The following is a 20,363-nucleotide window of genomic DNA, read 5'->3' as shown; positions in this document are numbered from 1 at the left end:
TGTTTAGTTAGAGTGGTAGAATTAGCTATTAAATATAAGTAAGGGGGATAATAATGAAACATTTTGACAGGGGATCAGAGTGGAGAAGATGGGAGCTGCATCTTCATACACCTGAAACACAGAAAAATGATAATTTTTCAGGGAAAAATACTGAAGAAAAATGGGAACAATTTTATCAAACAATATCAGAATATATAGGAGATGGGAAAGAACCATTAAGAAATATAGCTGTTTTGGGAATAACAGATTATTTATCGATCGACAATTACTTAAAAGTAGTTAATGATAAAAAATTACCATCGTCCATTCAATTGGTACTCCCAAATGTAGAAATGCGTATAGTCCCTTTAGCTAAAAGTAGTCCCGTAAATCTTCATTGCATATTTAATCCTGATTTGGCACAAGAATTAGAAACACGTTTTTTTGGCAAGTTGGAGTTTGATTATAACGGACAGAATTATGGTGCTTCACATTCCGAATTATGTAGATTAGGTAGAGCGTTTACTAATAATAGCGAATTGAAAGACAAACAAGCATACAAAGAAGGGTTACAGCAATATGTTCTTACTATAGATGCAATAAAAAATGTTTTTAATAAAGATCCTGAATTAAGAGACAATACAATTATTGTAGTTTCCAACAGTAGTGGTGATGGAGCAAGTGGTGTGGTTAACCATTCTGAGTATTTTATTGGGAAAATATCTCAAATGGATGCTACTAGAAGAGCTATATATCAAATGTCAGATTTAATCTTTTCAGCAAAACAATCTGATAGATTATATTTCTTGGGAAAAGGAGTTGATGATGTTCAAACAGTGAAAAGAAAGTGTGGATCCTTGATGGGATGTATACACGGATCAGACGCACATACAAATAAAAAAATTTTTGAACCAGATGAAAAAAGGTATTGTTGGATAAAGGCGAATCCTACTTTTAATGGTTTTAGGCAAATTTTATATGAACCGGAGGATAGAATTCAAATATCACCCATTGTACCAGAAAGAAAACCAAGTTATCAGGTAATCGAGAGGGTGGAATTTTCTAATTCCAATTTTCCTACGGAACCTATACTATTTAATGATAAATTAACTTGTATTATAGGGGGGAAATCTACTGGCAAATCCTTATTATTAAATAATATGGCTCGAGCAATTGATTCAGAACAAGAAAAGGAAAAATTAGAAGTCACTAAGGGAAATAATAAAGAAATCGATGAAGTAAAAGTATTCTGGAAGGATGGAACTGTAAGTACTACGGAGAGTTCTGATTATAAACATAAAATCATTTATATTCCACAGACTTATTTAAATAGGTTAAGCGATGAACATGAAGAGATAACCGAAATAGATAAAATAATTCATGAAATTGTTTTAATAAATGAAGATGCAAAAACGGCATTTGAAAAAATGGAAGATGATTTGGCAAAGAATAAATTGGAGATTGATCAATATATTTATCGCTTAGTACAAAATTATAATAATTTAAATGAGCAAAAAGAAAAATTATCTGATATTGGAAACTTTTCTGGTATAGAAAAGGAATTAGATAATTTAAAAAAACAGAAGGAGAATATCTCCAGGGAACTTTCTTTGTCAGAAGAAGATATACAAAAATATGATAAGGCTATTGGGATAGTATCACAGATAGAGGTACAAATAAAAAAGCTTAAAGAAGAGATTCAAAAAATTGAAATGATTAAATCTGTAGTTGAACCTGTTGAGGTATACGACTTTTTTTCTGAAAAAACGAGAGATTTAATAAATGATTCCATTAAAAATGTAATTGAATCAGCAGATCATATATGGTTAACAGAGCAAACAAAAATAATTGCTGAATTAAAAACACAAGTATCAAAAATAGAAAAATTGCAAACGGAACAGCAAGATATAATAAATGTCTTATCTCCTAAAATAGCTGACAATGAATCTATAAAAAAGCTAACTGAAGCTATTCAGAGTGAAGAAAAGAAAAAAATAGAGTTCCAAGCTGTTGTTTCAATGATAAAACAGAAAGAAGAGGAATTCGGTTCCAATTTAGATCTATTAGTAAATTCTTTCATTAAATATTATAACATACATGATAAGTATGCAAAAATAATTAATGATAGTTCAGCAGTAAATAGTGAAGATTTGGAATTTTCTGTTGAGACACCTTATAGATCAGAGGCGTTTGTTAAGCAAATAGAAGAAATATTTGATAAACGAACTCTTAAAACACAAAAAATGATTATTAATACAGATGAATTTTCTGGAGAGTGGATTAAAGAAGAAAATGTAAAAAAATTAATAGAGGCATGCCTGGATGGAAGACTACGCTTAACACGTGGTAGAACAGTAGAAAGTGCTTTGAGGGATATCATGAGTGATTGGTATAATACTACATATAGAGTGGCAATGGATAATGATTTGATTGATGATATGTCGCCTGGTAAAAAAGCATTGGTGTTATTAAAAATGTTGATAAATCTGGCTGAAAGTAAGTGCCCAATTTTAATCGATCAACCAGAGGATGATCTTGATAATAGATCTATTTTTGATGAACTTATACCATTTATAAAACGAAAAAAAATTGATCGTCAAATAATCATCGTGACGCACAATGCTAATGTTGTGCTTGGTGGAGATGCTGAAGAAGTTATTGTTGCGAATCAGACAGGTAAAAATACTCCAAATGAAAAATATAGATTCGAATATCGTTCCGGAGCTATAGAAGATGACATGCCTTATGACGCAGAAAGAAAAGATGTTTTGGGAAAACAAGGAATCCAACAACATATTTGTGATATTCTCGAAGGAGGGAAAATTGCTTTTGATTTAAGAAAACATAAATATCGGATGAATAGCCGATGATAAGTAATGGTAGTAACACACCCCTATTCTTACTACGTTTTTACTACGATTAACGGCCTCAACTTGCCCCGATTTGCCCCGTTTTGCTTATTCTGTGAATGTTTCAACAATCTTAGAGGCAATTACATACCCGGCAAATTGCGGCAAAACAGGGCAAACTAACGCAAATTAGGAGGACTTTAAAATATGATACGAGTGCTTTTCGTGTGCCACGGCAAAAGAGAACCCGTCAGTGCTGGTAGATGTAACGGAGGAATCCTATGTAAAGCTTCAGAAAATGGTGATGAATGAGCTGCTGGACTACACTTTGTGCCTGGGAGACGGAGAACGATTCCAAGAGCTTGTCTATCTGCCGGCAGTTTCTTTGGAACTTTGTTTTTGTGTGAATAAGGAGAATCCATTAGCAGAAAAAAATTCTGTGACATTCTCGGAGATTGAGAAGATGGAAATCGTTTCTCTGGGACCGGATTCCTATAATTTTAAGAAGGTCATGAAGCTTTACCAAGGGCACCACGCCAAACCCAAAAGCGTGCTCCGATCTAATCGTCCCCATGTCTTGGCGGAGTATGTAAGAAATAATGCGGGAGCAGGCGTATTCCTTCCCAGAGAATTCCTGGAAAAAGACAGCGAACTTATTCCACTTTCTTTGGAGCCCGCATGCTATATGGATATTGTGATCGCCGCCGATAACGTATAATTAATTTCGCAAAATCAATTTCATAAAAATAGACATGGTCTATAGCCGTTTGGTAAAATCAAGTCACCACAACTAAATCTATCAAAGGAGGCTATAGAACCATGTCTGATAAGATTATACAGCTAAATGAGGACTTAATAAAGCATGATTTAAAGGATCTTGTCCGTAACAGTGTCGAAGAAACATTAAACGCCCTGCTCGATAAGGAAGCCGACGAATTAGTCAACGCTGAAAAGTATGAGCGCTCCTCTGACCGCCAGGGATATCGTTCCGGCCATTATAAGCGAAATCTCCACACTACCGCAGGGGAAGTCGAACTGAAGGTTCCTAAACTGAAAGGGGTTCCTTTCGAGACAGCCATTATCGAAAGATATCGTCGCAGAGAATCTTCCGTGGAAGAAGCTCTTATTGAGATGTATCTGGCCGGTGTTTCTGTCCGACGCGTGGAAGATATCACCGAAGCCTTATGGGGAACGAAAGTATCCCCTGGAACCATCAGTAACCTGAATAAAAAGGCTTATGAGCATATTGAAACCTGGCGTACCCGTCCGCTTTCCGGGAACTATCCTTATGTTTACGTAGATGGTGTTTACCTGAAACGTAGCTGGGGCGGCGAGATCCAGAACGTTTCTGTTCTCGTTGCCATTGGCGTCAGTCAGGATGGCTGCCGGGAAATCCTTGGTGCTGCGGAAGGGATGAAAGAGGATCGTGAAAGCTGGCGTTCTTTCTTCGTATGGTTGAAAGAACGCGGGCTTACTGGTGTACGTTTGATCATCGGCGATAAGAATCTCAGTATGCTTGAAACCATTCCGGAAGTCTTTCCGGATTCCAGATATCAGCGCTGTACGGTTCATTTTTACAGAAATATATTTTCTGTTACCCCCCGTAACAAGATGAAAACGGTAGCGCTTATGCTCAAGGCGATCCATGCGCAGGAAAGCAAGGAAGCCGCCCGTGAAAAAGCAATCCAGGTAGCGGAGAAACTCCGTGCCATGAAGCTTGCTAAAGCTGCCAAGAAGGTAGAGGACGGGATTGAAGAAACCTTGACCTATATGGATTTTCCTACGCAGCATTGGACCCGGATCCGAACCAATAACGCTATTGAGCGCCTCAACCGTGAGATTAAACGGCGTACAAAAGCGATCGGTGCTTTTCCTGACGGGCAGAGTGCCTTGATGCTCGTATGTGCCAGACTGCGTCACGTAGCAGCAACCAGTTGGGGAGCCAGACGCTATATGAATATGGATCATCTTTTCAAAACAGAAGAGGATCTGCTGTCTGATATCATAGCCGGCTGACTACCGGCTGCTAAACGGCTAGGTTTTGATTTTGCGAAAAACTATTGACACTATCTCGCCGCCAGAAAAGAAACGATGGAGGATCCCAAGACTGCCTCCTTCTGGAAAAAGGTGTTAAAAGAGTTATAAAGAGAAAATTTCCCCACAGCATTTCTGCTGTGGGGAAATTTTTTGCCTAATTCCGGGAAAGCTTTTATTGAAAGTATGAAGAAGGTGTGTTATTATTTATAAATAGAACATATGTTCTGTTCTGGAAGAAGGTGTGGTCTTGGAAAAAAACTATATCTGTATTGATCTGAAATCTTTTTATGCATCGGTAGAATGCAGGGAGCGGGGATTAGACCCTATGACTTCGAATCTTGTAGTGGCAGATCCGGAACGCACAGAGAAGACCATCTGCCTTGCTGTCTCGCCGGCTATGAAAGCGCTGGGAGTACCGGGAAGATGCCGTCTGTTTGAGATTCCAAAAGGCATTGAATATCTGATCGCGCCTCCAAGGATGAAATTGTATATGAAATATTCGGCGGATATTTATGAGATTTACTTAAAATATGTGGCGAAAGAAGATATCCATGTCTATTCTATCGATGAGGTATTTCTGGATGTGACGGATTACCTGGCTATGTATCGGATGACAGGAAGAGAGCTGGCGGGAAAGATGATGCAGGATGTGTATGAAAACACTGGGATTACGGCTGCGGCAGGTATCGGTACGAATCTGTATCTGGCTAAGATCGCATTGGATATTACGGCAAAGCACGCAGACGACCATATCGGGGAGCTGACCGAGGAGAGCTACCAGAGGACGTTGTGGGATCACAGACCTTTGACTGATTTCTGGAGAATTGGAAAAGGTACAGCCAGAAGCCTGGAATCGGCAGGGATCCGCACCATGGGAGAGCTGGCCCAAGGAGATCCAGATCTTTTGTACCATCTATTTGGCGTAGATGCGGAGCTTCTGATCGATCATGCCTGGGGCAGGGAACCGGTGACAATGGGGGATATCAAAGCCTACGCGCCCAAGTCCAACTCGATTGGAAGCGGCCAGGTACTGCCCAGGGACTATAGCTTTGAAGAGGGAAGACTTGTGGTGAAAGAGATGGCGGATCTGCTCAGCCTTGAATTGGTGGAGAAAGGACTGGTCACGGATTCTTTGACCCTGCATGTGGGATATTCCAATCGGATGAGAAGCAAACCGGCTCATGGCACAGCATCTCTCAGGGCGGCTACCAGTTCGGGGAAACGCTTGATGGAAGAGACGGAGGACCTTTATGGAAGGATCGTGGACCCTTATGTTCCGGTGCGGCGCATGACCCTGACCTTTAACCGGGTGATGGACGAGGCTTACCGGCAGTACGATCTGTTTTGCGATCCGGAAGAGGAAGAGCGGGAGAATCGGCTTCAGAAAGCGGTACTGGATATTAAAGATAAATATGGGAAGAATGCGGTCCTAAAAGGTATGAACTTGCAGAAAGGAGCCACCACGAAGGAACGGAACCTGCAGATCGGAGGACACAAAAGTGGAGAGGCCTAAGATGGAAAGAGCGGAGCGGGCGAAACAGTTTATGCCCTTTGCGGCGCTGAAAGGGTATCCGGCTGCTCTTAGACAAAGAGAAAAGATTATAGTGCCTAAAGTTGAGTTTTCTGAGGATTACCAGCAGGAGCTGGATCGGAAATTACGGCGGGTAAAGAAAGGGGATATGATCACGGCGGTTTACTTTCAAAATGGAGAGTACTTGAAAGTAACGGGTATGGTGTCTGGAATTGACAAAACCGCAAGAATCCTGAAGATCGTGCGCACAAAGATCCCATTTGACGACTTGTACGATATTTGTTTTTCTGGTCAAATATAAGCGAGTGCGATATAATGGAGAGCAGAGAAAAGGAGGAAAAGAGAAATGACGGAATATATACTGACAACAGACTCTAATTCCGATGTTCCGGCGGCTTTTTTGAAAGAGTATGAGATCCCGGTGATCCCTCAGTATTATATGTTTGGGGATACGGTATATGGGGACGAGCTGAATATGGAACCGGGGGAATTCTATGAAACTATGCGTAAGGGAGAATTGCCCAAGTCTATGGCTAATAATCCAGAAGTGATCCGGGAAACATTTGAGAAAATATTGAAGGAGGGAAAGGATATCCTGCATGTGGCGTTTTCCAGCGCGTTAAGCGGAAGCTGCGGAAATGTACAGGTGGCGGCCAGAGATCTGATGGAAGAGTATCCAGAAAGAAAGATATTGGTATTCGATTCGCTGAATGCTTCCCTGGGGGAAGGAGTTTCCGTGATGCGGGCAGCAAGCCTTTGGCGGGAAGGAAAGCCAATGGAAGAAGTCCTGAAGATTCTGGAGGAAGAGCGGGATTACATAAATGTGTGGTTTACGGTAGATGACCTGCACCATTTGCAGAGAGGCGGGCGAGTATCCAAGACTACAGCGGTGGTGGGAAGTATGATCAATATCAAACCGCTGCTTACAGTGACGGCTGCTGGAAAGCTTGAGTCGGCCGGAACGGTGCGGGGAAGGAAGAAAGCATTAAAGACGCTGGCGGTTCGGATGAAAGAGGCTTTGGATCTGGAGCGGTTTGGAAAAGACCGTCCGGTGGCGGTCATCCATGGAGATTGTCTGGAAGACGCCAGGCTGGTGGAGAAACAGGCGCGGGAAATGGGTTTTGAGAATGTGATCATCAATGATGTAAGCCCCAGCATTGGGACCCATGCGGGGCCAGGTGTAGTGGGACTGGTATTTTATGGGAAGAAAGTAGAACGATGAGATTTGAGGAAAATGACAGGGGGCAAAGGAAGGAAGATCCGTATGCTTCTTACAGGCCCAAGGATATCTATGGAAGTACAGGTTTTTACGTATGGGAACAGGAGGAGGCTGGGGCCGGCCGTTTTCTGAGGCTGAGGCTTTTCTATCTGGCGGGAATGATCCTGGCCGCTTTTTTACTGATCATTAGTCTGAGCATATTCAGTATCCGCCTTCCTGTCCAGACCAGGACATGGTTTCTGCTGGCGGCGGTAGTGGGGGTCACATTGTTCCTTGCAGTCGGTGCCTATCAGATTGGAATCAGAAGCCAGGGGCTTTTGTGTGTCTTTGTAAGAGACGAATGGGGAAGAATCTATCTGTTTGATTACACGATGCCCGCCTTTCGGAAATTTATAAAGACAGGTTCCATAGGGGGTTTCCATGGACGGAACCCTTTGACATATTTGGAGGATGTTTGGAAAACGGCGAAAGCGCTGCGGGAAATCCGCCAGAGCCGAGCGGTGGAGAGGGTCATGGCTTCCGGCGGCGCGAAAGACTATGGAAATGAAGTGGCGCAGGTGAAAAGACTGCGCAGGCGAGCGGGAGGATGTCAAGTTTCCTGCTTAGTTTTGAGAACGGGCGGAGAAGAGTTTATGAAGAGAGTGTTTGTGCCAGTGTCTGTAGAGAATTACGAGGTCTTGTTCTCTTCTTTGCAGAGAATGAAAGGGTAAGAGGCAAAGGACTTTCGTAAGGAAGGGAGGCGGATGTCATGGAATATGAAGGACAGATCTGCAGAGCGCCTATGGAGCGGGGCTCTTTTATGCTTCCTGTGATGGTGGGCTGCTCTTACAACCAATGCCGGTTCTGTATGCTGTTTAAGCACTTGAAGTTCCGGGTTCTCCCGCTGGAACAGATCGAGAAAGAACTCCAAAGAGTGGAGGCTGCCGGCGGAAGACCGGAGAAGATCTTTCTGGGAGATGGGAATGCGTTTGACTTAGAGACGGAACGGCTGCTTCAGATTCTGGATCTGATCCACCAATATTTCCCAGAGTGCAGGACCATCAATATGGATGCTACGGTGACAGGGATACATAACAAATCGGAGGCTCAGCTTTGCAGGCTGCGCCGGGAAGGAGTCAGCCATCTTTACCTTGGGATTGAAAGCGGGCTGGATGATGTGCTGCGGCTTATGAAAAAAGACCATACCATTTCCCAGGCTTACCGGGAGACAGAGCGGCTGAAAGAAGCGGGGCTGGTCTATGACGCCCATATGATGACCGGGATCGCGGGAAAGGGCCGTGGAATTGAGAATGGAGAGAGGACCGCGGAATTTTTTAACCGGACTGGGCCGAGCAGGATCGTGAATTTCTCCCTATTTCTTCATCGAAGCGCGCCTTTGTACCAAGAGATTCAAAAAGGAATCTTTACACCGGCGGATGAGAGGGAGAATCTGGAGGAAGAAGACAGGCTTCTTTCTCTTTTAGAGGTGCCCGGCTTGGAATATGATGGATTTCATGATTTCCTGGAAGTACGAGTACGGGGAAAGCTTCCTAAAGACCGGGAAAAGATGCGGGCAAAGATTCAAATGGCCCTTGCGGGATTAGATGGAAAAGAACCAATATTTGCTTTTGTAGATTAAGTTCCTTGATGTTTTTTGTCTTCCTTTCTGACGAAAGATTTTGAAAAGAAGATAAGCGGTTGTACTTGACAAAACTGCGTGAGATTGCTATGATTAAAAAACAGAACGCACTCTGTTTTTGAAATAATCTGAAAGAGAGGTGCCATATGCAAAGAGTATATTCACTATTAGTTGACAATAATCCAGGTGTGTTAAGCCGGATATCCGGGCTTTTCAGCCGCAGAGGATACAGCATCGACAGTATTACTGCCGGAGTGACCGCGGATCCTAGATTTACCAGGATCACCATCGTGGCAAGCGGAGACGAACTGATTCTGTCCCAGATTGAGAAGCAGGTAAGAAAATTAGAAGATGTGGTAGAGATCAAAGTACTGCAGCCGGATGATTCGGTTTACCGGGAACTGATCATGGTCAAGATCCGGGCGGACAGAGCTGAGCGGGCAGAGATCATTTCCGTGGCGGATATTTTCCGTGCGAAGATCGTAGATGTGGAAAAAGAGTCTCTGATCGTAGAGCTGACGGGAGCTCAATCTAAGCTGGAAGCATTTCTTAATCTGCTGGAAGGGTATGAGATCCTGGAGCTTGCAAGGACTGGGATCACCGGCCTGAACCGGGGGACGAAGAACGTAACCCTGATCGATCAGGACGGAAACATAAAGAAAATGTAGAGACAGATGTGAGCCGGAATTAAATGGAGACAGAAGGCGAGCTTCTGCCCCTGTTTAACTATAAATCTATTTCATAAATGTAGGAGGAATGACAAAATGGCAGCAAGAATTTATTATCAGGAAGATTGTAATTTATCTTTACTGGAAGGAAAGAAGATTGCGGTTATTGGTTACGGAAGCCAGGGACACGCGCATGCGCTGAATTTGAAAGAATCCGGCTGCGATGTGATCGTTGGTCTTTACGAGGGAAGTAAATCCTGGGCAAAGGCTGAGGCGCAGGGATTGAAAGTTTATACAGCGGCAGAAGCGGCAAAACAGGCAGATATCATCATGATTCTGATCAATGATGAGAAACAGACCGCAATGTATAAAAAAGATATCGAGCCAAATCTGGAAGAAGGAAATATGCTGATGTTCGCACACGGATTCTGTATCCACTTCGGACAGATCGTACCTCCGGCAAATGTGGACGTTACCATGATCGCGCCAAAGGCTCCTGGCCATACCGTAAGAAGCGAATATCTGGCTGGAAAAGGAACACCGTGTCTGGTGGCTGTTGAACAGGATTACACCGGAAAAGCACTGGATACAGCTTTGGCATATGCGCTGGCAATCGGCGGGGCAAGAGCGGGCGTTCTGGAGACAACCTTCCGTACTGAGACCGAGACAGACCTCTTTGGCGAGCAGGCAGTGCTGTGCGGCGGTATCTGCGCGCTGATGCAGGCAGGATTCGACACATTGGTAGAGGCTGGATATGATCCAAGAAACGCGTACTTCGAGTGTGTACACGAGATGAAACTGATCGTAGATCTGATCTATGAATCCGGTTTCGCGGGAATGAGATACTCCATTTCCAACACCGCAGAATACGGCGATTACATTACAGGGCCAAAGATCATCACTGATGAGACCAGAAAGACTATGAAGAAGATCCTGGCAGATATCCAGGACGGCTCCTTCGCAAAAGAGTTCCTTCTGGATATGTCCTCCGCCGGCGGACAGGCGCACTTCCGCGCAATGAGGAAACTGGCCTCCGAGCACGCTTCTGAGAAAGTCGGAAAAGAAGTAAGAAGTCTTTACAGCTGGAGCGATTCCGATAAACTGATCAATAATTAGAGTTTTATTTAATTTAGGACGTAGCCTTTTGCAAAAGGGCTACGTCCTAAATTGCGTTAAAGGGTGTACCTTTTTGGAAGATGGGGTGTACCAAAATGAATTTTGAGGTGTACCCGAATGTAATTCTTCCGTGTAAATTTGCTGAATTTGCAGGACGATTATGATAGAATAGATGTATCAAAAAAAGGAATATGCCTGCAGAAGGGAGGAAAAACTATGGATGGGAGATTTGAAGACCTGCGTTCGGTGAGAAATCCAAAAGCACGTATTAAAATTATGAAAGGACATTTTGCTACTAGTAACTCACATTTGAATACATATATCGATATGTCAACGATAAAAACCAGACATAATAATGCGAGGGAGACCGCAAAAGAGCTGGCGGGGGAGTATTTGGCCAATACTTTTGTAAATACGATTGTCTGTTTGGATGAGACAGAAGTGATTGGGACATTTTTGGCGGAGCAGCTGGCGGATTCCAGCCAGTTGTCTTTAAGCGCGGGAAATAATATTTCCGTAGTAACGCCAGAATACACGCCTTTTGGCCAGATTATGTTCAGGGATAATAAACAGCGAATGGTCAAGAATCAGCAGGTGTTGATTCTGGCTGCTTCTGTTACCACAGGGAAAACCATTAACAGGGCGATTGAATCTATACTTTACTATGGCGGAACTATATGTGGGATTTGTGCGATTTTCAGCGCAGTTACGAAAATTGCGGGAATGGATATTAAAACAATATTTACAAGTAAAGATGTGCCTGATTACCGCGCCTATGAGGCGGGAAACTGTCCTATGTGCCAGGAGGGCGGCAGAGTAGAGGCTCTTGTTAATAGTTTTGGATACTCTAAATTGGAGTAAAAGATACATTTGGGTACACCTTAAAACGCAAAAAGTGACACCCCAAAATGCGAAATGGTACACCGTAAATGTAAATTCCAGACGTAGCCTTTTTGCAAAAGGCTACGTCTGGAATTTACACGGAATTTACAAAATAAAAAACAGCCACGACGGTTATGGCTGTCTTTTTTCTATGCTATTAAGCGATTCCGTTGACTGCTTTTGCTAAACGGGAGATCTTTCTAGAGCATGTGTTTTTGTGATAAACACCTTTTGTTCCAGCCTTATCGATCTCAACGATTGCCGCTTTCAAAGCTGTCTTTGCAGCTTCTGCGTCTTTCTCAGCGACAGCAGCTTCTACTTTCTTTACAGCAGTTTTTACTTTAGATTTGATCGCTTTGTTTCTAGCCGCTTTTGTTTCGTTTACCAAAATCCTTTTCTTAGCAGATTTGATATTAGCCAACTCGTCCACCTCCATATCCATATTTCGATTTCATCGATTTCCAGTTCGTTAGAGCCGGACACGGACGTTCTAACGAAACATACGAATTTATTTTATTCCAAGGTTTGGGTTCTGTCAATACATATTTCTCAAAATATTGCAAAAACTGATGCTGTCGGCTGTGGTCCGCATTAGGAGCGGCCGTCAGTGAAACTTGAAGTTCAGCGAGGTTGATGGGATGATTGAGAAGTATAGTATCAGAACGGACTTGGCACTGGAACAAAAAGAAAGGTTCGAGTCGGATCATGTGGAAGTGCAGGGCGTGGTTTTGGAAGAGGATTACGATGAAGAGAGGGAAATCCGTATCACCAAAGTGAAGATCGAGACGGAAAATGGAGCGAAGGTGATGGGAAAACCAGTAGGAACCTATATTACGATGGAGGCGCCGGGAATGGCGGTGCCGGACGAGGACTATCACCGGGAGATTTCGGAGGAACTGGCCAAATTCCTGGAAGGATTCTTGAAAATGGAAAAGGAAGACTTCTCTGTACTGGTGGTAGGGCTTGGGAACCGTATGGTAACGCCGGATGCGCTGGGCCCGTATGTGGTGGATCATCTGAATATTACCCGGCATATCGTGAAGGAATATGGGAAATACGCTATGGGAGAAGAAAGGGTACGCTTGGTGAGCGCTATCGTGCCTGGCGTTATGGGCCAGACGGGAATGGAGACGGTAGAGATCGTAAAAGGCGTGGTCCGGGAAACGAAACCGGACATGATCATTGCGATAGATGCGCTGGCGGCCAGAAGCTCCCGTCGACTGAACAGGACTATCCAGGTTACAGATACGGGGATCAATCCTGGATCCGGAGTAGGAAATCACCGCAGCGGCCTGACAAAAGAGACGGTGGGAGTTCCGGTGGTAGCGATCGGGATTCCTACGGTGGTGGATGCGGCTACGATCGTAAACGATGCCATGGAGAACCTGATCGCGGCGCTGGAAACTTCGGAAGCTTTGAAGGGAGTAGGCGTTGTCCTTCAGGGATATAATGCGGCGGAAAAATATGAATTGGTGCGGGAATTGATCTCTCCTCACCTGAACGGTCTCTTTGTCACCCCAAAGGATATTGACGATACTATCAATCGGATCAGCTATACCTTGTCTGAGGCTCTCAACCTGCTGTTCTCAAGAGAAGAACGCTTATGAAGAGAGGAGCGCTCATGAAGAGAGGAACGCTTATGAAAAGAGAAACCACTTATGAAGAGAGGAAGTTTATTGAAGTAAAAACGCGCATGCGCATGTGAGGCGGATTTTTCAAAAGGACATGCACATATTTAAAATTCTGACATCATATAGTGTTAAGACACAAATAAGAAACCTGGCCTTGGACTAAGATCACAGCCAGGCGTTTGAGCGGAGTGAAATGGTTGGACTTGTTGAAAAAGAGGATCAGTCAGATACTGATGGTCGTGATCCTGGGAATGTTGATCTTATATGCGGGATTTCACATAAATATCCATCTGCCGGAGGAAGCCAGAATGGAGCTGAACAGGTTCCTTGGAAGCAAAGCGGAGGATACGTACCTGACTGGATTTGCTTACTGTAAGGACGGGTCGGGAGAAGCGCCTTCCCGCTGGGCGGCAGAGGCAGCGATGGAACTTGTGCCTCTTGGCAGTTATGTGGAAGGGAAAACCATGACCGATACCGCCATTGAAGATCAGGAGACTTACGAAATGATTCTGGCCCAGCAGGCCAATGATGAAAATGCGGTAGACGAGAATGGGAATCTGATCGGAGAAGAGGAAAAGGCTGATACCGCCCAGGCAGCGTCTTCCGCAATAGATACCTCCCTTGAGAAATTAAAGAATTTTGATTATCTCATTGGAAATTTTTATACTGTGGACGGAAGTACCGCAGTAGACCCGGAACAACTGAACGCGGAAATACTTCTCAGTAAAAATATGAAGATCGATACAAAAAGCGATGGCCCGAAGGTTTTGGTCTATCATACCCATTCCCAGGAAGCCTTCGCTGATTCCAAGAAAGGGGATGAAAGCGCCTCCATTGTAGGAATGGGAGATTATCTGACGGAACTGTTGAACGATACGTATCATATCAGCACGATCCACCACAAAGGGGTCTACGATCTGATCGATGGACAGTTGGACCGGAGCCGTGCCTATGAGCTTGCGGAACCAAAGATCCAGAAGATCCTGGAAGAAAACCCGAGCATCGAGGTGGTTATCGACCTGCACAGGGACGGAGTGGGGGAATCGACCCATCTGGTGACAGAAATCAATGGGAAGCCAACGGCTCAGATCATGTTCTTTAACGGAATGAGCCGGACCAAAGCAAACGGCAGTATTGACTACCTCAAGAACCCGTACATAGAAGACAATCTTGCCTTCTCTCTTCAGATGCAGCTCGCGGCAGCGGAAAAATATCCGGGGTTCACCCGGAGGATCTATCTGAAGAGCTACCGCTATAATATGCACCTGAAACCCAAAACCCTTCTGGTAGAAGCCGGAGCGCAGACCAACACAGTGGAAGAGATGCGAAATGCCATGGAAGTGCTGGCGGAAACACTAGATACAGTGCTGACACCATAAAAGGTGTTTGATTAATACCACATTTTGTGCTAATATAGTCACGACATGGAAAAATGTAGGAAAGGATTTACAGACAATGGCGAAGAAGAATACATATGATGCGGACAGTATTGCGATATTGGAAGGCCTGGAAGCGGTACGGAAACGGCCGGGCATGTATATCGGAAGTGTGTCCACCAAAGGCCTGAACCATCTGATCTACGAGATCGTGGATAATTCTGTGGATGAACATTTGGCGGGATACTGCAGCGAGATCCGAGTGACCCTAGAGCGGGACGGTTCAGCCACGGTCGCCGACAACGGACGGGGAGTTCCAGTGGATCTTCACGCAAAAGGCGTGTCCGCAGAGCGTGTCGTATATACCACTCTTCACGCGGGAGGAAAATTTGATGATTCTGTCTATAAGACCAGCGGCGGGCTTCACGGTGTGGGCTCATCGGTGGTCAACGCCTTGTCTGCTTACATGGACGTAGAGATCAGCCGGGACGGGTATGTCCACCATGACCGCTATGAGCGCGGCGTGCCGGTGATAGAATTGGAAGACGGGCTGCTTCCTAAGACCGGGAAGACCCGCAAGACAGGGACGAAGATCAATTTCCTGCCGGACGATACAATCTTTGAGAAGACCCGGTTCCGCGCGGAGGAAGTGAAGAGCCGGATGCATGAGACGGCCTATCTGAACCCGGAGCTTACGATCATCTTTGAAGATCTGCGGGGAGAGACGAAAGAACATATCGTCTATCATGAGCCGGAGGGTATCCTTGGATTTATCCGGGATCTGAACTCCAAGAAAGAAACGGTCCATGAGCCGGTGTATTTTAAAGGAGAGGCGGAGGGTATACAGGTGGAAGTGGTCTTCCAGTATGTCAACGAGTTTCATGAAAATGTGCTGGGGTTCTGCAACAACATCTATAATGGAGAGGGAGGAACCCATCTGACCGGATTCAAGACTACCTTTACCACAGTGATCAACCAGTACGCCAGAGAATTGGGAATCCTGAAAGAGAAAGACGCTAACTTTACCGGCGCCGATGTAAGGAACGGCATGACGGCTATCGTTTCGATCAAGCATCCAGACCCCCGGTTTGAGGGGCAGACGAAGACAAAGCTGGACAACCCGGATGCCTCCCGCGCGGTCAGCAAGGTGGCGGGAGACGAGATCGTGCGGTATTTTGACCGGAACCTGGAGAACTTAAAGAAAGTCATCGGCTGCGCGGAGAAAGCGGCCAAGATCCGGAAAACAGAAGAGAAGGCGAAGACCAATCTTTTGACCAAACAGAAATATTCTTTTGACAGCAACGGGAAACTGGCAAACTGTGAGAGCCGGGATCCATCCAAATGTGAGATCTTCATTGTGGAGGGAGATTCGGCGGGCGGTTCCGCCAAAACGGCCAGAGACCGGATGTATCAGGCCATCCTGCCGATCCGGGGGAAGATCTTGAACGTAGAGAAAGCCAGCATTGACAAGATCCTGGCCAACGCAGAGATCAAAACCATGATCAATGCTTTTGGCTGCGGATTTTCAGAAGGCTATGGCAATGATTTCGATATCAGCAAGCTGCGCTATGACAAGATCATCATCATGGCAGATGCGGACGTGGATGGAGCCCATATCTCCACCCTGCTGCTGACGCTGTTTTACCGGTTTATGCCGGAACTTATTTACGAAGGGCATGTGTATATCGCTATGCCGCCTCTGTATAAGGCTATGCCCAAGAAAGGGGAAGAAGAGTACCTGTACGACGATAAGGCTCTGGAACATTACCGGAAGACTCATGACGGCCCATTTACCCTTCAAAGATACAAAGGTCTGGGAGAAATGGACGCCCAGCAGCTTTGGGAGACGACCCTGAACCCGGAGAGCCGGATGCTGAAACTGGTGGAGATCGAGGACGCCAGGATGGCCTCTGGTGTGACAGAGATGTTGATGGGCACAGAAGTGCCGCCCAGAAGGACATTTATTTATGAAAATGCGCTGGAAGCAGAGCTGGACGTCTAAAGGAGAGAAAAGATTATGCAGAATTCACAGATCATAAGAACCGAGTATTCGGACGTGATGAAAAAATCCTATATCGATTATGCCATGAGCGTGATCGTTTCCAGAGCGCTTCCAGATGTGCGGGACGGCTTAAAGCCGGTCCAGAGAAGGACGCTCTATGATATGCATGAACTGGGGCTGAAAGCCGACCGTCCTTACCGGAAATGCGCCCGTATCGTGGGAGACACCATGGGTAAATATCATCCCCATGGGGACAGCTCCATCTATGAAGCCCTGGTGGTGATGGCCCAGGATTTTAAGAAAGGGACGGTACTGGTAGACGGCCACGGAAACTTTGGCTCTATTGAGGGCGACGGGGCGGCGGCTATGCGTTACACGGAAGCCCGGCTGGCCAAGATCACTCAGGAAGCCTACCTGCAGGATTTGGACAAAGATATTGTGAACTTTGTCCCTAATTTTGATGAGACGGAGAAAGAGCCGGAAGTACTTCCGGTGAGAGTCCCGAATCTTCTGGTCAACGGGGCGGAAGGCATCGCCGTAGGCATGGCCACGAGCATCCCAACCCACAACCTGGGAGAAGTGATCGACGGCGTGAAAGCCTATATGAAGAATAACGAGATCAGCACCAGGCAGCTGATGAAATATATCAAGGGGCCGGATTTCCCCACCGGAGGGATCGTAGTAAACAAAGACGATCTGCTCCAGATCTACGAGACCGGGACAGGCAAGATCAAGCTGCGCGGCAAAGTGGAAGTAGAAGAATTAAAAGGCGGCCGCAGCCAGATCGTGATCTCAGAGATTCCTTATACCATGATCGGAACTGGCATCGGCAAGTTCCTAAACGACGTCTATGGATTGGTGGAATCTAAGAAGACCAGCGATATCACCGACATTTCCAATCAGTCTTCCAAAGAAGGCATCCGCATCGTGATCGAACTGAAGCGGGGGGCAGACGCGGAAAATCTGATCAACATGCTCTATAAAAAGACCAGGCTTGAGGATACCTTCGGCGTAAATATGCTGGCGGTGGCAGACGGCCGGCCGGAGACCATGGGCTTAAAGAAGATCATCGAGCATCATGTGGACTTCCAGTTTGAACTGGCCACCCGGAAATACCAGACGCTTTTAGCGAAAGAAAAGGATAAAAAAGAGATCCAGGAAGGATTGATCAAGGCCTGCGATGTGATCGACCTGATCATTGAGATCTTAAGGGGCAGCCAGTCGGTAAAAGATGCCAAGGCATGTCTGACAAACGGCGTGACAGAGAATATTAAGTTCAAATCCAGCATCTCCAAGAAGATGGCGGCCATGCTCCGTTTTACTGAGCGCCAGGCTACAGCGATCCTGGAAATGCGTCTCTACCGTCTGATCGGCCTGGAGATCGAAGCCTTGATGAAGGAACATGAGGAAACCCTGAAGAATATTGAACGCTATGAGGATATCCTGAATAATTATGAGTCGATGGCGGATGTGATCATCCAGGACTTAGACCAGTTGAAAAAAGAATTCTCCTGGAAGCGGAGAACTCAGATCGAGAACGCCCAGGAAGCGGTGTTTGAAGAGAAGAAGATCGAGGAGCAGGAGGTTATCTTCCTGATGGACCGGTTTGGATACGCGAAAACCGTAGACCGGGCGACTTATGAGAGAAATCGGGAGGCGGCGGATTCCGAGAACAAATACGTGATCAGCTGTCTGAATACAGGAAAGCTTTGCATTTTCACGGCGGATGGGAAGATGCATCAGGTCAAAGTGCTGGATCTTCCCTTTGGAAAGTTCCGGGATAAAGGCCAGCCTATAGACAATGTGAGCAACTATGACAGTACCCAGGAAGAGATCATCTATATCTGCGATGCGGAACAGATGCGCTTTGCCCAGCTTTTGTTTGCCACCCGGATGGGAATGATCAAGAAGGTGTCAGGAACAGAATTCCAGGTGTCCAAACGGACCATTGCCGCCACCAAGCTGCAGGCGGAGGATGCTGTGGTGAGCGTACAGGTAGTAAGCGACAGCCAGCAGGTAGTCCTTCGGACAAAAGAAGGATATTTTCTGCGGTTTGGGGCGGAAGAGGTGTCAGAGAAGAAGAAAGGCGCCGTGGGCGTGAGGGGCATCCGCTTAAAGAAAAAAGATGAACTGGAAGAGGTGTATCTGTTTGAGGAAGGAACAGAGACGAAAGTCCAGTTTGGAGACCGGGAGATCACGCTGAACCGCCTTAAGGCAGCGAAGCGGGATGGAACGGGAACGAAAGCGAGGTAGGATCATGATACAGGATATACAGCCATATCAATATGATAACGTCTATCACCCGGCGCTGCCGCAAGCACAGGATTTCCTGCTGTGCTATAAGGGAAACCGGACCCTGGTGAAACAAAATGGGGAGAAGATTGTTTTCCCGACTTTCCAGGACGCGGAAAAGGGGTGGGAAAAGGAGAGAGAGTCGCTGTACCAGGGAGCGGTCTATCTGTTTTCCATCCGGCGTCCCGATGAGTCTGGCGGGAAGGAAACGGCTCTTAAAGAGATCCGATTCTATCTCCACCCGGAGGTGGAAGGCCGCAGACTAGAGGCGGACGGATTTGCCTGGGAAGACAATTGGCTGTTCCGGACAGCAAAACCCAAATATCTGCGATTTGCCGGCATTACCGGATGGCAGTTGTTCCGCTGGTATGAGAGCCATCGGTTCTGCGGCCGCTGCGGAGTCCCTATGGTGCGCGATGAGAAGGAACGGATGATGCGCTGCCCGGAATGTGGATTGATGGAATTTCCCAAGATCTGCCCGGCGGTGATCATTGGCGTGACCCACGGCAATAAGATCCTGATGTCCAAATACGCGGGGAGGGATTTCAAAGAGTACGCTCTTTTGGCAGGCTTTTGCGAGGTGGGGGAAACCATTGAAGAGACGGTAAAGCGGGAAGTAATGGAGGAAGTGGGGCTGAAGGTGAAAAATATTACATACTTTAAGAGCCAGCCCTGGTCCTTTTCAGATACCTTGCTGATGGGATTCTTCTGCGAACTGGATGGGGATGGGACAATCTCCATAGACCAGGAAGAACTTTCCATGGCGGAATGGTTTGAGCGGGAGGATATGCCGGTGAAGGAAGAAGACTTAAGCCTGACCAATGCTATGATGATGGCGTTTAAAGAGGGAAAAATATAATGACAGGAGAAAAAAGAGTCTTGGCGATAAAGTCAAGACTTCTTTCATTCGTTTTGAGAAATATTGTTGTCTGGAATGAATTGTACAATCTCCGAAATATCACAATCAAAAATATTGCATAAAGCATTTAGAGTGTTTGTTGAAACTGATTCGTCAGCCATAAGTCTTTGAATTGTTTTACTATCCAAATTATATAATCCACATTTATGTCTTAGATAATAGGTGCTGATGCCTTTTTCTTTTAATAATTTTCTGAAAGGCTCAAATGAAATCATAAATTACTCCCTACTGTTCATATATGATT

The 20,363-nt window shown here is 45.6% G+C and carries 18 protein-coding genes; 16 read left to right on the top strand and 2 right to left on the bottom strand.

All coding sequences use genetic code 11. The annotated features are described in order from the left end of the window. Positions 1-53: 53 nt before the first annotated feature. From FND36_09680 to FND36_09630, 11 genes are all read left to right on the top strand, one after another. Positions 54-2,849: a hypothetical protein gene (locus FND36_09680; GenBank protein ID QDW74280.1), complete on the top strand. Its 2,796-nt coding sequence runs from the start codon at positions 54-56 to the stop codon at positions 2,847-2,849. A 232-nt stretch (positions 2,850-3,081) separates the two neighbouring features. Then, complete coding sequence (locus tag FND36_09675) at positions 3,082-3,546, top strand: LysR family transcriptional regulator substrate-binding protein (protein ID QDW74279.1); 465 nt, start codon at positions 3,082-3,084, stop codon at positions 3,544-3,546. Between the two features lie 101 nt (positions 3,547-3,647). Then, positions 3,648-4,844: an IS256 family transposase gene (locus FND36_09670; GenBank protein QDW74278.1), complete on the top strand. Its 1,197-nt coding sequence runs from the start codon at positions 3,648-3,650 to the stop codon at positions 4,842-4,844. Between the two features lie 262 nt (positions 4,845-5,106). Next, the gene (locus FND36_09665) at positions 5,107-6,378 is read left to right on the top strand and encodes a DNA repair protein (GenBank protein QDW74277.1); all 1,272 of its coding nucleotides are present in this window, start codon (positions 5,107-5,109) and stop codon (positions 6,376-6,378) included. A gap of 1 nt (position 6,379) precedes the next feature. Then, positions 6,380-6,697: a YolD-like family protein gene (locus FND36_09660; protein QDW74276.1), complete on the top strand. Its 318-nt coding sequence runs from the start codon at positions 6,380-6,382 to the stop codon at positions 6,695-6,697. 45 nt (positions 6,698-6,742) lie between these two features. Further along, complete coding sequence (locus FND36_09655; protein QDW74275.1) at positions 6,743-7,618, top strand: DegV family protein; 876 nt, start codon at positions 6,743-6,745, stop codon at positions 7,616-7,618. Continuing rightward, positions 7,615-8,325 carry a hypothetical protein gene (locus FND36_09650; protein ID QDW74274.1) on the top strand — a complete coding sequence of 237 codons (711 nt, stop codon included), beginning with the start codon at positions 7,615-7,617 and terminating at the stop codon, positions 8,323-8,325. Before FND36_09655 ends, FND36_09650 begins: the two co-directional genes overlap by 4 nt. Positions 8,326-8,363: 38 nt before the next feature. Further along, a complete protein-coding gene (locus FND36_09645) occupies positions 8,364-9,233 on the top strand; it encodes a radical SAM protein (GenBank protein ID QDW74273.1) in 870 nt (289 codons plus the stop codon). A 146-nt stretch (positions 9,234-9,379) separates the two neighbouring features. Then, positions 9,380-9,901 carry an acetolactate synthase small subunit gene (gene ilvN / locus FND36_09640; GenBank protein ID QDW74272.1) on the top strand — a complete coding sequence of 174 codons (522 nt, stop codon included), beginning with the start codon at positions 9,380-9,382 and terminating at the stop codon, positions 9,899-9,901. Positions 9,902-9,997: 96 nt separating this feature from the next. Then, positions 9,998-11,017, top strand: coding sequence for a ketol-acid reductoisomerase (gene ilvC / locus FND36_09635; protein QDW74271.1), 1,020 nt, complete (start codon positions 9,998-10,000; stop codon positions 11,015-11,017). A gap of 216 nt (positions 11,018-11,233) precedes the next feature. After that, the gene (locus tag FND36_09630; GenBank protein ID QDW74270.1) at positions 11,234-11,878 is read left to right on the top strand and encodes an orotate phosphoribosyltransferase; all 645 of its coding nucleotides are present in this window, start codon (positions 11,234-11,236) and stop codon (positions 11,876-11,878) included. Between the two features lie 178 nt (positions 11,879-12,056). Here the strand turns inward: FND36_09630 and FND36_09625 are convergent, their stop codons facing one another. Next, the gene (locus FND36_09625) at positions 12,057-12,320 is read right to left on the bottom strand and encodes a 30S ribosomal protein S20 (GenBank protein QDW74269.1); all 264 of its coding nucleotides are present in this window, start codon (positions 12,318-12,320) and stop codon (positions 12,057-12,059) included. A gap of 217 nt (positions 12,321-12,537) precedes the next feature. Between FND36_09625 and FND36_09620 the strand changes: the two genes are divergently transcribed. From FND36_09620 to nudC, 5 genes are all read left to right on the top strand, one after another. Next, positions 12,538-13,506 (top strand): GPR endopeptidase, encoded by a 969-nt coding sequence (locus tag FND36_09620; protein QDW74268.1) that lies wholly within the window; start codon positions 12,538-12,540, stop codon positions 13,504-13,506. A 275-nt stretch (positions 13,507-13,781) separates the two neighbouring features. After that, the gene (locus FND36_09615) at positions 13,782-14,909 is read left to right on the top strand and encodes a stage II sporulation protein P (GenBank protein ID QDW75599.1); all 1,128 of its coding nucleotides are present in this window, start codon (positions 13,782-13,784) and stop codon (positions 14,907-14,909) included. Positions 14,910-14,985: 76 nt separating this feature from the next. After that, on the top strand, positions 14,986-16,908 hold the full coding sequence (locus FND36_09610) for a DNA gyrase subunit B (GenBank protein QDW74267.1): 1,923 nt from the start codon (positions 14,986-14,988) through the stop codon (positions 16,906-16,908). Positions 16,909-16,923: 15 nt separating this feature from the next. Beyond that, on the top strand, positions 16,924-19,161 hold the full coding sequence (locus FND36_09605; GenBank protein QDW74266.1) for a DNA topoisomerase 4 subunit A: 2,238 nt from the start codon (positions 16,924-16,926) through the stop codon (positions 19,159-19,161). A gap of 4 nt (positions 19,162-19,165) precedes the next feature. Continuing rightward, a complete protein-coding gene (gene nudC / locus FND36_09600) occupies positions 19,166-20,059 on the top strand; it encodes an NAD(+) diphosphatase (protein ID QDW74265.1) in 894 nt (297 codons plus the stop codon). Between the two features lie 44 nt (positions 20,060-20,103). Here nudC and FND36_09595 read toward each other — a convergent pair whose 3' ends face one another. Then, entirely contained in the window at positions 20,104-20,334 is a 231-nt protein-coding gene (locus FND36_09595) for a helix-turn-helix transcriptional regulator (protein ID QDW74264.1), read from the bottom strand. Positions 20,335-20,363: the final 29 nt, after the last annotated feature.

Source organism: Lachnospiraceae bacterium KGMB03038, from assembly GCA_007361935.1.
Taxonomy (GTDB): Bacteria; Bacillota; Clostridia; order Lachnospirales; family Lachnospiraceae; genus Massilistercora.
The sequence above is the reverse complement of the archived record's forward strand: the minus strand, read 5'-3'. Positions and strand labels throughout refer to the sequence as shown.